Annotated in this window: 12 protein-coding genes; 8 read left to right on the top strand and 4 right to left on the bottom strand. The window is 68.5% G+C overall.

The annotated features are described in order from the left end of the window. Positions 1 to 58 precede the first annotated feature (58 nt). Positions 59 to 1,891 carry an AMP-dependent synthetase/ligase gene (locus ACTJKK_RS14120; RefSeq protein WP_440748452.1) on the bottom strand — a complete coding sequence of 611 codons (1,833 nt, stop codon included), beginning with the start codon at positions 1,889 to 1,891 and terminating at the stop codon, positions 59 to 61. Positions 1,892 to 2,041: 150 nt separating this feature from the next. Between ACTJKK_RS14120 and ACTJKK_RS14115 the strand changes: the two genes are divergently transcribed. After that, positions 2,042 to 2,740: a lysophospholipid acyltransferase family protein gene (locus ACTJKK_RS14115; protein ID WP_247622072.1), complete on the top strand. Its 699-nt coding sequence runs from the start codon at positions 2,042 to 2,044 to the stop codon at positions 2,738 to 2,740. Between the two features lie 37 nt (positions 2,741 to 2,777). Then, positions 2,778 to 4,118, top strand: a complete 1,341-nt coding sequence (locus ACTJKK_RS14110; RefSeq protein ID WP_247622073.1) for a class II 3-deoxy-7-phosphoheptulonate synthase — start codon at positions 2,778 to 2,780, stop codon at positions 4,116 to 4,118. A 104-nt stretch (positions 4,119 to 4,222) separates the two neighbouring features. Here the strand turns inward: ACTJKK_RS14110 and pknB are convergent, their stop codons facing one another. Both pknB and ACTJKK_RS14100 read right to left on the bottom strand, forming a co-directional pair. Continuing rightward, on the bottom strand, positions 4,223 to 6,166 hold the full coding sequence (gene pknB, locus ACTJKK_RS14105) for a Stk1 family PASTA domain-containing Ser/Thr kinase (protein ID WP_440748451.1): 1,944 nt from the start codon (positions 6,164 to 6,166) through the stop codon (positions 4,223 to 4,225). Between the two features lie 79 nt (positions 6,167 to 6,245). After that, positions 6,246 to 7,457 (bottom strand): LysM peptidoglycan-binding domain-containing protein, encoded by a 1,212-nt coding sequence (locus ACTJKK_RS14100; protein ID WP_440748450.1) that lies wholly within the window; start codon positions 7,455 to 7,457, stop codon positions 6,246 to 6,248. Positions 7,458 to 7,590: 133 nt separating this feature from the next. On the opposite strand from ACTJKK_RS14100, the gene ACTJKK_RS14095 reads away from it, so the two are divergent. Beyond that, on the top strand, positions 7,591 to 7,941 hold the full coding sequence (locus tag ACTJKK_RS14095; protein WP_247622076.1) for an Rv2175c family DNA-binding protein: 351 nt from the start codon (positions 7,591 to 7,593) through the stop codon (positions 7,939 to 7,941). 17 nt (positions 7,942 to 7,958) lie between these two features. On the opposite strand, the gene ACTJKK_RS14090 is transcribed toward ACTJKK_RS14095, so the two are convergent. Next, positions 7,959 to 9,059, bottom strand: a complete 1,101-nt coding sequence (locus ACTJKK_RS14090; RefSeq protein ID WP_440748449.1) for a polyprenyl synthetase family protein — start codon at positions 9,057 to 9,059, stop codon at positions 7,959 to 7,961. A gap of 85 nt (positions 9,060 to 9,144) precedes the next feature. Between ACTJKK_RS14090 and ACTJKK_RS14085 the strand changes: the two genes are divergently transcribed. The 5 genes from ACTJKK_RS14085 to ACTJKK_RS14065 all read left to right on the top strand — a co-directional run bounded on the left by ACTJKK_RS14085 (position 9,145) and on the right by ACTJKK_RS14065 (position 13,606). Further along, the gene (locus tag ACTJKK_RS14085; RefSeq protein ID WP_247631943.1) at positions 9,145 to 9,522 is read left to right on the top strand and encodes a DUF3040 domain-containing protein; all 378 of its coding nucleotides are present in this window, start codon (positions 9,145 to 9,147) and stop codon (positions 9,520 to 9,522) included. Between the two features lie 259 nt (positions 9,523 to 9,781). Beyond that, the gene (mraZ, locus tag ACTJKK_RS14080) at positions 9,782 to 10,213 is read left to right on the top strand and encodes a division/cell wall cluster transcriptional repressor MraZ (RefSeq protein WP_247622079.1); all 432 of its coding nucleotides are present in this window, start codon (positions 9,782 to 9,784) and stop codon (positions 10,211 to 10,213) included. 101 nt (positions 10,214 to 10,314) lie between these two features. Further along, a complete protein-coding gene (gene rsmH / locus ACTJKK_RS14075) occupies positions 10,315 to 11,253 on the top strand; it encodes a 16S rRNA (cytosine(1402)-N(4))-methyltransferase RsmH (protein ID WP_440748448.1) in 939 nt (312 codons plus the stop codon). Further along, a complete protein-coding gene (locus ACTJKK_RS14070; RefSeq protein ID WP_247622081.1) occupies positions 11,250 to 11,816 on the top strand; it encodes a hypothetical protein in 567 nt (188 codons plus the stop codon). Before rsmH ends, ACTJKK_RS14070 begins: the two co-directional genes overlap by 4 nt. A 23-nt stretch (positions 11,817 to 11,839) precedes the next feature. Beyond that, positions 11,840 to 13,606, top strand: a complete 1,767-nt coding sequence (locus ACTJKK_RS14065) for a peptidoglycan D,D-transpeptidase FtsI family protein (protein ID WP_247631945.1) — start codon at positions 11,840 to 11,842, stop codon at positions 13,604 to 13,606. Positions 13,607 to 13,626: the final 20 nt, after the last annotated feature.

Below are 13,626 nucleotides of genomic sequence, written 5' to 3'. Positions count from 1 at the left end.
CTCTGCGCGACGTGCGCAGAGGGCTCTCCTGTTCCGGAGGGGCGATCTCGGGGAGAGCTCAGCCGCCGATCGCGACGTTCGTCGTCGACACCGGCTCGTCGTAGATCGCCGAGATCTCGTCCGCGAAGTCGTTCATGATCACGTTCCGCTTGATCGAGAGCTTCGGGGTGAGGTGGCCGGATGCCTCGGTCCACTCCGACTCCAGCACGGTGAACTTGCGGATCGACTCCGCGCGGGAGACACGGGCGTTGGCGGCATCGACCGCTCGCTGGATCTCGGCACGCACGGCATCGTTCTTCGCGGCATCCGCGAGCGTCATGTCGGCGGCGAGGCCGTTGTTGGCGAGCCACGCCGGCAGCATCTCGGAGTCGAGTGTGACGAGCGCCGAGATGAACGGCTTCTGGTCGCCGACGACGACGACCTGACCGATGATCGGGTTCGCGCGGATCGGGTCCTCGAGGGCCGCCGGGGCGACGTTCTTGCCGCCGGCGGTGACGATGATCTCCTTCTTGCGACCGGTGATGGTGAGGAAGCCCTCGGAGTCGAAGCTGCCGATGTCGCCGGTACGGAACCAGCCGCCCTCGCTGAACGCCTCGGCCGTCGCCTCCGGGTTGTTCCAGTACTCCTTGAACACGTTGATCCCGCGGACCTCGATCTCGCCGTCGTCGGCCAGGCGCACGCCCACCCCGGGGAGCGCCGGGCCGACCGTGCCGATCTTCGACTTGTCCGCGAGGTTCACGGTCGCGGGGGCGGTCGTCTCGGTGAGGCCGTAGCCCTCGAGGATGACGACGCCGAGGCTGTGGAAGAAGTGCCCGAGGCGCGGCCCGAGCGGGGCGGAGCCCGAGACGGCGTAGGCGACGTTGCCACCCATCGCCTCGCGCAGCTTGCTGTAGACGAGCTTGTTGAACAGGGCGAACTTGAGCTTCGTGCCGAAGGGGATCTTCTTGCCCTCTTCGACGAGCTTGGAGTGCTCGATCGCCACATCGGCGGCCGCGCGGAAGATCTTGCCCTTGCCGCCGGCCTCAGCCTTCTGCTCGGCAGAGTTGTAGACCTTCTCGAACACGCGGGGGACCGCGAGCAGGAAGGTCGGCTTGAACGACCCGAGCGCCGGAAGGAGCTGGCGGGTGTCGGGCTGGTGACCGGTGCGGACGCCGGCGTGGATGTCGAGGATCGAGATGAATCGCGCGAACACGTGAGCGGTGGTGATGAAGAGGAGGGTCGAGGCGCCCGGCACCTGCACGACCTCGTCCAGCGCCTTGGCGGAGTTGCGCGAGAGCTCGACGAAGTTGGAGTGGGTGAGGACGCAACCCTTGGGGCGACCCGTCGAGCCCGAGGTGTAGATGAGGGTCGCGATGTCCGAACCCACGGCGAGCGACCGGCGACGTTCGATCTCGGCATCCTCGACCGACGCGCCCTGGGCGGTGAGGGTGTCGATGGCGCCGAGGTGCAGCTGCCAGATCTCGCGGATGAGCGGGAGGTCGCCGCGCACCTCGTCGACGCGGGCGAAGTGCTCGGGCGACTCGACGATCAGGGCGATCGCTCCGGAGTCCTCGAGGATCCACTGGATCTGCGACGGCGAGCTCGTCTCGTAGATCGGCACCATCACGGCGCCGGCGTAGAAGAGGGCGAAGTCGACGAGCGTCCACTCGTACGTGGTGCGGGCGAGGAAGCCGACCTTCTCGCCGGGCTGGATGCCGGCGGCGGCGAAGCCCTTCGCCAGCGCGATCACGGCGGTCTGGAAATCGGCGGCGGAGATGTCGCGCCATCCGTCCCGGTCGGGGACGGCGAACAGAGCGCGGTCGGGAGTGGCGCGGACGCGTTCGACCAGGAGGTCGGCGACGTTCGCGTCGGGGTCGGCGGGGACGACGGCGGGAACTTCAAACTGGACCACGGCAGCTCCTTCGGTACCGGTCGGGTACGGGTTCCTCCCGAGTCTAGGGCATGACACCGGGTCGCACACCTGGTGGAACTGGGTCGCTTCCCGAGGCTTGTTCGTGTGAAGTTTCCGGCGGAGAGCGATCACGGCGCTAGACTCACGACGGTGTTCTACTGGCTGATGAAGTACGTCGTGATCGGCCCCGTGGTCAAGGCGATCTTCCGTCCCTGGATCGTGGGCCGCAAGAACGTGCCCGCGAGCGGTGCGGCGATCCTCGCCAGCAACCACCTCTCCTTCGCCGACTCGATCTTTTTGCCCCTGGTCATCGACCGGAAGATGTCGTTCCTCGCGAAGAGCGACTACTTCACCGGGCGCGGTCTCAAGGGATGGGCAACCAAGTTCTTCATGAGCGCCACCGGACAGATCCCGATCGACCGGTCGGGTGGCAAGGCGTCCGAGGCGTCGCTGAACACGGGGCTGCAGGTGCTCGGCGGGGGAGACCTGCTCGGCATCTATCCCGAGGGCACGCGCAGCCCCGACGGAACGCTCTACCGCGGACGCACCGGCATCGCGCGGATGGCGCTGGAGGCGAAGGTTCCCGTCGTGCCCGTGATCATGGTCGACACCGATACCGCGATGCCGATCGGGCAGAGGCTGCCACGGATCGTGCGCGTCGGAATCGTGATCGGCGAGCCGCTCGATTTCTCGCGCTACGCGGGTATGGAGAACGACCGGTACATCCTGCGTTCCGTCACCGACGAGATCATGGTCGCGCTGCAGCGGCTCGGGGAGCAGAAGTACGAGGACGTCTACGCGTCGACCGTGAAGGACCGTCTTCCGGTCCGCGTCACACGACGTTCCTGACGCCGACGACGCGCCGCGCGACCACTAGGCTGGGAGGATGCTCCCGCACGATATCGACGCCCTGGACGCGTGGCGCTCGCTCCCGATCAAGCAGCAGCCGCAGTGGCCCGACGCCGAGCGCGTCGCCGAGGTCTCTCGACAGATCGCGGCCCTGCCGCCGCTGGTTTTCGCCGGCGAGGTCGACAACCTCCGCGACCGTCTCGCCCGCGCGGCTTCCGGCCGCGCCTTCCTGCTCCAGGGCGGTGACTGCGCCGAGACGTTCGCCGGTGCGACCGCCGAGCAGATCCGCAACCGCATCAAGACGGTGCTGCAGATGGCCGTCGTGCTCACGTATGGCGCCTCGATGCCCATCGTCAAGATGGGCCGTATGGCCGGGCAGTTCGCCAAGCCCCGCTCGAGCGACTCCGAGACCCGGGGCGACGTCACGCTGCCGGCGTACCGGGGCGACATCGTCAACGGCTACGACTTCACCGAGGGCTCGCGCCAGGCCGACCCGGGACGCCTGTTGCAGGGGTACCACACGGCGGCATCGACGCTGAACCTCATCCGCGCGTTCACGCAGGGCGGGTTCGCCGACCTGCGTGAGGTGCACTCGTGGAACAAGGGCTTCGCGCAGAACCCGGCGAACCAGCGTTACGAGCGCATGGCGGCCGAGATCGATCGCGCGATCAAGTTCATGGAGGCGGCCGGCGCCGACTTCGACGAGCTCAAGCGCGTGGAGTTCTTCACGGGCCACGAGGGTCTGCTCATGGACTACGAGCGCCCGATGACGCGCATCGACTCGCGAACCGACACGCCGTACAACACGTCGGCGCACTTCCTCTGGATCGGGGAGCGCACGCGTGACCTCGACGGTGCGCACGTCGATTACTTCTCGAAGATCCGCAACCCCATCGGGGTGAAGCTGGGGCCGACGACGACGCCCGAGACGGCTCTCGAGCTCATCGACAAGCTCGACCCGAACCGCGAGCCGGGACGCCTCACCTTCATCACGCGCATGGGTGCCGGAAAGATCCGTGACGCGCTTCCGCCTCTCCTCGAGGCCGTGCGCGACTCGGGCGCGACCCCGCTGTGGGTCACGGACCCGATGCACGGAAACGGCATCACGACGCCGACCGGATACAAGACGCGTCGTTTCGACGACGTGGTCGACGAGGTGCGCGGGTTCTTCGAGGCGCACCGCGCCGTCGGCACGTTCCCGGGCGGCATCCACGTCGAGCTCACGGGCGACGACGTGACCGAGTGCCTCGGCGGATCCGAGCACATCGACGAGGCCGCACTGGCGACCCGGTACGAGAGCCTCTGCGACCCGCGCCTGAACCACATGCAGTCCCTCGAGCTGGCGTTCCTCGTCGCCGAGGAGCTCGAGAAGCGCTGACGCCGCATCTTCGACCGACGAAGGCCGCACCCCGGATTCCGGTGGTGCGGCCTTCGTCGTCGTGTGCCTTCGTCCAGGGAACGGCGGATGCCGAGGCCGGGGATCTAGAAACCGCTGCTCTTGATCTGCAGAGTGACCTGAGCGCCCTTCCGGCGTTCGGACTCGGGTGCGGGGTCCGTCCCCGACACCTCCGTGAAGTCATTCGGGAACGCATTCCAGATGACGTTCCATGTGGGTTCGAACCCAGCATTCCGAAGGGTCTGCGCGGCCTCATCACGGGTCATCCCCGTCACATCGGGAACCGGGAACAGCTCCGGCCCCTTCGAGACGATCAGCTGGACGGTGTCACCGGGGCGCCAGTTGCCCTCTTCGGCGCGGTCGGAGACGCCGATCACGATGTCCTTGTCGACGTCCGAGCTGAAAACGTACGACGACTCGCCCACGATCAGGCCGCGGGCGGTGAGGGTCGAACTCGCTTCGCTGACGGACATCCCCGAGACATCGGGGAAGGCGCCCGCCGAGATGTAGAGCTCGATCGTGTCGGCCTCGAAGAGGTCGCAGCCCTCAGCGCAGGCGTAGGCCTCGCCGCCGGCACGCGGGGTTGCGAAGGCGTTGATGACGATGCCCTCGGCGGCATCGGAGAAGAGCACGACGGTCGTCTCCGCGACGTTCACGTTGATGCTCGCGAGATAATCGCGCGCATCCTCCTCCGCCCGCCCGTTGAGAGTCTCGACCGTGTGCGGAGTCGGTCCGGCGGACACGATCACCGACACGACTGCTCCCTTGTCGAGGCGCTGGCCCTCACCGGGATCTGTCTCGATCACCGTGCCCGGCTCGACGTCGAGCGAGAAGCGGTCCTCCTGTCGAGGGGAGAAGCCGTCGGCGGTGAGTGCGTCCGCCGCCTCGTCGTAGGTCATGCCCGCGACCCCGGGAACCGCTACGAGCGAGCCGGGTCCGGAGCCGAACCACCAGCCGACGCCGCCGGCGAGCACCGCGAGCAGCAGGACGAGAGTGAGGAGGAACGCGCCGCGTGCGCGCCGTCGCGACGCGCGCCGCCGCAGGAGCGTGGCGTTGTCGACGGTCTGCGGCACGGGGGCGACGGGATCGGTGACGGCCACCGTCGCGGGCATGACCTTGGTGAGATCCCCGGAGTCGCTCGCTGTTCGCACCGGTGGCGAGGTGGTCGCCGCGGCGGGGGAGACGCCGAGCTCGCGCTCGATCTCGCGCAGGCGGTCGAGCATCTGCTTCGCGTCGTCGGGGCGTTCGTCGGGGGACTTCTCGGTCGCCCACAGCACCAGTTCGTCGAGTTGCTCGGGCACGCCGGGGTTGCGGGCGCTGGGGCGCGGAACCGACTCGGTCGCATGCTGGAAGGCGATCTGCATCGGCTGCTCGCCCTTGTACGGCTGCTCGCCGACCAGCATCTCGTACAGCATGATGCCGAGGGCGTAGATGTCGCTGCGCGCGTCGGCGGTGCCCCGGGTGACGAGTTCGGGAGCGAGATACGCGATCGTGCCCAGCAGTTGCTGACCCGTCGCCGTGTTGGCAGTGGTCGCACGGGCGAGCCCGAAGTCGCCGATCTTGATTCGACCGTCCTCGGCGAGGAGCACGTTCTCGGGCTTCACGTCGCGGTGAACGATGTTCGCCCGGTGCGCGGCGGACAGCCCGGACAGCACGGCATCCATGATCGTGATCGTCTGCGTGATCGTCAGACGCTTCTGCTCGCGGAGGAGTTCGCGCAGGGTGATGCCCGGAAGGTACTCCATCACCAGGTAGGCGAGTTCGCCGTCCTGCCCCTGATCGAACACGTTCACGACGTGCGGATCGGCCAGCCGAGCGGCGGACCGGGCTTCCTGGATGAACCGGCTCTGGAACGCCGAGTCGTCGCTGAGGTGCGCGTGCATCACCTTGAGAGCGATGCGGCGCTCGAGGCGCAGATCGGTCGCGACGTAGACGGTGGCCATGCCGCCGCGGGCGATGCGCGCACGCACGCGGTATCGGCCGTCGACAAGCCGCCCGATGAGGGGGTCGGCTTGCTGGTTGGACGTCACGTCAGAATTCTATGGAGAACTGCCTGAAAGGCCGGGGAGCGCCTCACCCCTGAGGGCAACCCGATTTCAGAACGCGCGTTCACTGATACAGGGCGAGCCAACGGTGGGCCGCTGTCTCCCACTGTCCGTAGCGGAGGGGGAACGCCGAGATCTGCACGGCCTGGGCGGCGTCCGTGAACGCCATCGACTCCCAGCCGGGAACGTCGAGAAGCCCTCGGGTCGTCCGACCGTTCGGATCGTTCGGGCCGCCGTAGAAGACGCGCGTGCTGCGCTCCGCATCCCGGATCTGCTCGGGCGTGCCCCAGCCGGTGCTCGGTCGCTGTTGGAAGATCCCGAGCGAATCGCGGTCGCCCCAGTCGAGGTTGCGCAGGTCGGACTCGACCATCGCCGTCGCCAGTGCGATCGCGATGCCGTGATCGGAGACGCCGAGTTCGCGTCCGATGCGGATGATCAGTGCGGCGTTCGCCGCCTGCTCGGGGGAGAGGTCGGCGGACCTCTGCGCGGGCGCGGCGTCGACGGTCGCGGGAGCCGCAGCAGGTGCGGGCGCCGCTGCCGGGGCCGCGGCGCTCACGGAGAGGCTCTGGCCGGGGTAGATGATCGAGGATCTGTCGAGCCCGTTCGCGGAGAGGAGGGCGTCGAGCGAGGTGCCGTGGCGCTGGGCGATGGCGAAGAGGGTGTCTCCGGCGGCGACGGTATAGGTGGCGGGCGCGGCGGCGGGAGCCGGCGCGGGGGCCGGTGCCGGCGCGGCAGCGGGTGCGGCCGGGGCGGATGCGGAGACGGTGAGGCTCTGGCCGGGGTAGATGATCGAGGATCTGTCGAGCCCGTTCGCGGAGAGAAGAGCGTCGAGCGGGATGCCGTGGCGCTGGGCGATGGCGAAGAGGGTGTCTCCGGCGGCGACCGTGTACGTCGCGGGAGCGGATGCGGGAGGAGCAGCGGGCGCGGGTGTGCTCGCAGCTGCCTGTGGGGCATCGAGCCGCAACTCCTGTCCGGGGAGGATCACGGAGCTCGCGTCGAGCCCGTTCCACGCGAGCACGTCCGCGGTGCGCAGGCCGAAGCGCTGAGCGATGGCGAAGATCGTATCGCCGGGGGCGACGACGTAGTCGGTCGGCGGGGCTTCCGCCGGTGCGATGCGGTGCGGAACACCGTTGAGGCGAGCGGTGGACGAGGCGTCGGCGGCCACATCGGCTCCGGCGGGAGCGGCGACCAGCACGCCGGCGAGTGCACCCAGGACGGCGGCCGGGAGGCCGAGCGTCGCGTACCGCTGGCGACGGGAAGAGGTGTTCGGTGTCACGAGGGGCCCCCTTTTCGAACCCTGCCACGCTGACACGGAAGTAAACGGAAGTCAACAGGAGTGAAAGAAGTGATGCCTGTGAAAGAAGGCATCTCGGAATGCACGTGCGGCTTCGAGATGAGATAGTTGCTGGGTGTCTGAGAACGTTGATGGAACCCCCGCCCTGGAGTGGCTGACGCTGCCCGATCTCGTCGAGGTGCTCGACGAGCCGCTCGGCAAGGTGCGTCGCCTCATCGACGAACACCACCTGGTCGGTTCGCGTCGCACGGGCGTGTTCGCCGTTCCGTCGCTCTTCATCGTCGACGGGCGTCCGCTCAGTTCACTGCGTGGAACGATCATCGTGCTGCAGGATGCCGGGTTCACCGATGACGAGCTGATCGACTGGCTCCTCGCCGAGGAGGAATCGATGGGGCGCTCGCCGATCGCGGCGCTGCTCGCCGGCCACAAGAGCGAGGTCCGCCGAATCGCCCGCACCCTCGCCTGAGGGCGCTGCGCAACCGCTCAGGCGGTACGAACGGTGGCTGCCCGAGCGAGATCGCGGAGGCCGCTGACGGCGGCGTTGTCGAGGCGCGCCCCGACCAGGGCGCGGTCGGCCTCGCGGGCGTAGTCCGCGATCATGGCTTCGACACGAGCGAGCGCGCCGGTGTCTCGGATAGTCGCCTGGAGGTACTCGACCTGCCGAGGCTCGAGCTCCGGGTCGCCGAGCATCTCGTCGACGACCCCGCGAGCGGGGCGGTCGAGGGCTTCGCGAGTGAGGGCGATCAGCACGGTGCGCTTGCCCTCGCGCAGATCGTCTCCTGCGGGCTTGCCGGTGACCGATTCGTCGCCGAAGACGCCGAGCACGTCGTCGCGCAGCTGGAAGGCCATGCCGACGGGGTGGCCGAAGCTCCGCAGGGCCGTCAGCTGTGATGCATCCGCTCCGGCGAGCGATGCGCCCAGGACGAGCGGCTGCTCGATGCTGTATCTGGCCGATTTCAGCGAGGCCACGCGGAGTGCGCGGTGCGCGTGCTCCGCGTCGTCGTTCACCCTCCACGCGGATTCCTCGGCGATGTCGAGATACTGCCCGACCGTCACGTCCCTGCGCATGCGGGCGTACTCGCGCCGCACGTCTGCGGCGTGAGCGTGATCGGTGATGGCGGACTCGACGAGATCGTCGCTCCACGCCACGAGCAGGTCGCCGAGCAGCACCGCGCTCGCGCGCCCGAACGCCGCGGCGTCTCCGCTCCACCCGGCCGAGCGATGCGCGCTCTCCAGGGCGCGATGCGCGGCCGGTCGGCCCCGACGCGTGTCGGAGTTGTCGATGATGTCGTCGTGCACGAGCGCTGCAGACTGGAAGATCTCGAGCGCCGCGCACGTGTTCCAGAGGGCTTCGCCTTCGGTCGCCTGACGATCGGCCGCACGCGCGACCGCCTGCCATCCCGCATAGCAGAACCGCGCGCGCAACCGCTTTCCGCCCACGAGCGTGTCGGCCGCAGCGTCGATGAGAGCGACGGCGTCGGGGCCGTACTCGGTCGACTCAGTGCGCATCCTCTCGACGAACTGCTCCAGGCGGGAGGCGACGGCTTCGACGATCGGGGCGGGGGAGGACACGACTCCCAGCATACGTAAAGCAATGAGGGGGCGAACGGCTAGCCTCCGAGCGTCGGGCGCGCGTAGAATGGAACGCACGATACCCGAGGGGGACGAAATGCCACTCTCCGAACAGGAGCAGCGTCTGCTCGACGAGATGGAACGCCATCTCCTCCACAACGACGCCGACGTCGTGAGCGCGCCTTCGGGCGATCGCGCACTGAGCTATCGGAACCTCGTCTACGGGGCTCTTCTGGTGCTCGCGGGCGTCGGCGGTCTGGTCGCCGGCGTGATCGTGGGCGACGTCTGGGGAATCGTCATCGGTGTGGTCGGATTCGCCGCCATGCTCGCCGGCGTCATGCTGGCCGTCACCCCCGTGCGTCGCTCCGCACCCGCCGCGACTCCCTCCGAGAAGCCGGCCGCCAAGCGGCAGGACTCCGCGTCCTTCATGGACCGCATGAACGATCGATGGGATCGCCGCCACGAGGGGAACTGACCCCACTCACTTCTGAAGGCCCGGATGCTCTGAGCATCCGGGCCTTTTTCGTGCTCTGCGCGTTTCTCGGCGTCCCCTCTTCCCTCCACCTGCCCTCCACTGGCCCTCCACCCTCCTCCACCGCGGAATCATGCGGAACTTCGGCCCTCCGCGCCGACTTCGGTGGGAGAATGCTCGGAATAATCGTAGGAATGTGGAGGGAAGTGGAGTAAAGTGGGGCGCACCTCGAGTTGGCCGGACGGAGAGGGGGTGATGGCTGATGTTGTTGGGGACGCATTCTCCGAAGCTGGACGACAAGGGAAGGGTCATCCTTCCCGCGAAGTTCCGCGAAGATCTGGGTGGCGGCATCGTCGTCACCCGTGGTCAGGAGCGCTGCCTCTACGTCTTCAGCACGGCCGAGTTCGAGGCGATGCACGAGCGGATCCGCCAGGCGCCACTCGCGAACAAGCAGGCGCGTGACTTCATGCGCCTGTTCCTCTCCGGTGCCAGTGCGGAGATGCCCGACAGCCAGAACCGCATCACCATCCCGCCCCACCTGCGTCAGTACGCGGGCCTGCAGAAGGAGCTCATCGTCACCGGAGTCGGCGCACACGCCGAGATCTGGGATGCCGAGAGCTGGAACGCCTACCTCGCCGCCGGCGAGGAGACCTACGCCGATCTGGAGCAGGAGGTGATTCCGGGCCTGTTCTGACCACGGCTGTGATGCCCCGCCGCTCCCGCCCCGACACACTTCCCCGGTGCCGGGTCGCGAAGCGGAGGGGGATCAGAGCCGAAGGTCACCCGAGAGAGATCATGAACCTCCGAGACATCCACACCCCTGTCCTGCTCGAGCGCTGCGTCGAGCTGCTGGCTCCCGCCCTCCAGGCCGACGGAGCCGTGCTCGTCGACGCCACGCTGGGAATGGGAGGGCACGCCGAGGCGTTCCTCGAGCGCTTCGACAACATCCGTCTCATCGGCCTGGACCGCGACACCGATGCGCTGCGGATCGCCGGCCAGCGGCTGGAGCGCTTCGCCGACCGCATCTCCCTCGTCCACACGGTCTACGACGAGATCGGTCTGCACGCGCAGGGCGCCTCGGGCATCCTGTTCGACCTGGGGGTGTCGTCGTTGCAGCTCGACGAGGCCGACCGCGGCTTCGCGTACTCCAAGGACGCGCCGCTCGACATGCGCATGGACCAGACCAAGGGCGTCACGGCCGCCGACGTCATCGCGACCTACAGCGAGGGCAACCTCCGCCGCATCTTCGAGCGCTACGGCGAGGAGAAGCTCGCCGGCCGCTACGCCCGGTTCATCATCGACGCACGGCAGAGGAAGCCGATCACGCGTTCGGCCGAACTCGTCGACATCCTGCAGGCGGCGACGCCGGCGGCTGCCCAGCGAGCCGGTCACCCCGCCAAGCGGGTCTTCCAGGCGCTGCGCATCGAGGTCAACGCCGAGCTGACGGTGCTCGCGGACGCCATTCCGCCGGCCATGGACGCACTCGGCGTCGGTGGGCGCATCGTCGTCATGTCGTACCAGTCGCTCGAGGATCGTCTGGTCAAGCAGGCGTTCGCCGCGGCATCCGCATCGACGGCTCCGCAGGGGCTCCCCGTGGAACTGCCCGAGCACGCCCCGCGATTCCGCGTGCTCACCAAGGGCGCTGAACTCGCCGACGAGGCGGAACGCGCCCGCAATCCGAGAGCCATCCCGGTGCGTCTGCGGGCCGCCGAGAAACTTCGGGAGACCGCATGAGCGCGCCCGCCGTCGTCCGTCGTCCGGCGCAGCCGGTCGCTCCCAAGACCGCGTCCCCGCGCCGGCTCCAGCCCGTCACCGCTCCCGCGACCCGCCGCAAGCCGAAGCTCGCCTACGCCCTCGTCGCGTTCGCCGGTGCGCTGCTCATCGGCGGTGTGCAGATCGCGCTCTCCCTGGCGATCACGCAGGACTCCTTCACGCTCGCCGGGCTCAGCTCGCAGCAGCGGGAACTCGACCTCCAGGCGAGCGCCCTCCAGGAGGAGCTCCTCGGTCTCAGCTCTCCGCAGGAACTGGCGACCGACGCCGCGGCGCTCGGGATGGTCGTCGCGGGCTCCCCGTCGTACCTCCGTCTGAGCGACGGCGCGGTGTTCGGCACGGGAGCCGGAGCCGACTGGACCTCGACCGTCGATCCGAACGGGGCAGGTGCCGTGAGCAACGCACTGATCACACCGCCGCCCGCCGCGGAGGAGGCGGCTGCGGATGGAGATGCGGACGCCCCCACCTCGGGCCAGGATCTCCCGCCCGCCATCACCGACGGCCTCCCCAGCCCCACGACGCACTGACCACGAACTGACGGAGAGATCCCATGACGACACGCGCCACACGCGGACCGCGGCGACGCACTGTCGTCGCCCTTGCGGTGATCCTCTCGGTGCTGGCGGCGTTCGTCGTGCGGCTCGTCGACATCCAGGTGGTCAGCGCCGACGCGCACGTCGCCGACTCGCAGAGCTACATCGGCGGCAGCAACACGATCACCGGTCAGCGAGGCACGATCGTCGACTCCGCGGGCATCCCGCTCGCCGAGAGCGTGCTGGTCTACGACACCGAGCTCAGCCCACTCGTGATCACGCAGCTCGAGGAGAAGGATCCCGAGCTGCCGTGGGCCGAGGCATCCGAGAAGATCGCCGCGATCACCGGCCAGACCGGCGATGAGGTGCGAAAGCTCGTCGCCGACGCACTGGCCGTGAATCCCAAGAGCCAGTACGTCGAGCTCAAGAAGTCCCTCACCACCGAGCAGCACATCGAGCTGCGCGATCTCAAGCTCGCGTACCTCCACCAGACCGCGCGCGAGACGCGCGTGTATCCGAACGGCGCGGTGGCGGGAAACATCGTCGGCTTCCTCAACGGCAGCGGCGAGGCGCAGGCGGGTATCGAGAAGATGGACCAGTCGTGCCTCGCGCCGACCGACGGCGCGAAGACCTACCGCCAGGGCAAGGACGGCGTCGTCATCCCCGGCAGCGAGAAGATCACGGATGCCGTCGACGGCGGGACGGTGCAGCTCACGATCAACAGCGACCTCAACTGGTACCTGCAGCAGATGATCGCCGAGGAGGCGCAGGCGCAGGGCGCGAAGGGCGGCACCGTCACGGTCGTCGAGGTCAAGACGGGCAAGATCCGCGCCGCAGCGGAGTGGCCCTCGCTCGACCCCAACGACCTCGACGGCGCGAGCCCGTCGTCGTGGGGGAGCCAGATCTTCCACCGCGACTTCGAGCCCGGCTCGACGTTCAAGGCCATCACCGCCGCAGCCGTGATGGAGGGCGCGGGCGTCACGCCGCTGAGCACCGTCAGCGCCGCATCGAAGGAGACCTTCCCGAACGGCGCCGTGATCAACGACGCCTTCACCCACCCCGCGTACAACTACACGCTCGCCGGTGGCCTCATCGACTCCTCCAACGTCGCGCTGTCGAAGTTCGGAACCATGGTCAGCCCCGAGGTGCGCTACGACTACCTGCAGCGCTTCGGCGTCGGGGAGGACACCGTCGGATTCCCCACCGAGGTCTCCGGCATCCTCCATCCCGTCAGCGAGTGGGACAGCCAGTCGCTGTACACGACGACCTTCGGTCAGTACTTCACGGTCACGGCTGCGCAGGTGGCGGGCGCCTACCAGGCGATCGCGAACGGAGGCGAGAAGATCGACCTCTCGCTGGTGGAGTCGTGCACCCAGCCCGACGGCACGGTCGTCGCGGCCGACGAGCCGCAGCACGACCGGATCATCACCGAGCAGACCGCATCCGACCTCACCCGGATGCTCGAGAACGTGGCGGTGCAGGGCGGCAACGCCGATCGCATCCAGGTTCCGGGGTATCGCGTGACGAGCAAGACCGGCACCGCGCAGGTTCCCGACGGCAACGGCGGCTACAAGGCCGGCGTCTACTTCACCAGCATGGTCGGGTTCGCCCCGGTCGACGACCCGCAGTACGTCGTCGTGGTCACCCTCGACGAGCCGACTAAGGTTGTATCGTCCGCGGCAACCGCATCCGCCTTCCAAAAGGCGATGACGCAGGTGATGAAGACCTATCGCGTGATGCCGTCCTCGACTCCCATGGACGAGTTGCTGCCCAAGTTCGAATAGCCGGCGAGAGCCGCGCCTGG

This window comes from Microbacterium sp. 22179 (assembly GCF_052045715.1).
GTDB classification, from domain to species: Bacteria; Actinomycetota; Actinomycetes; order Actinomycetales; family Microbacteriaceae; genus Microbacterium; species Microbacterium galbinum.
The sequence above is the reverse complement of the archived record's forward strand: the minus strand, read 5'-3'. Positions and strand labels throughout refer to the sequence as shown.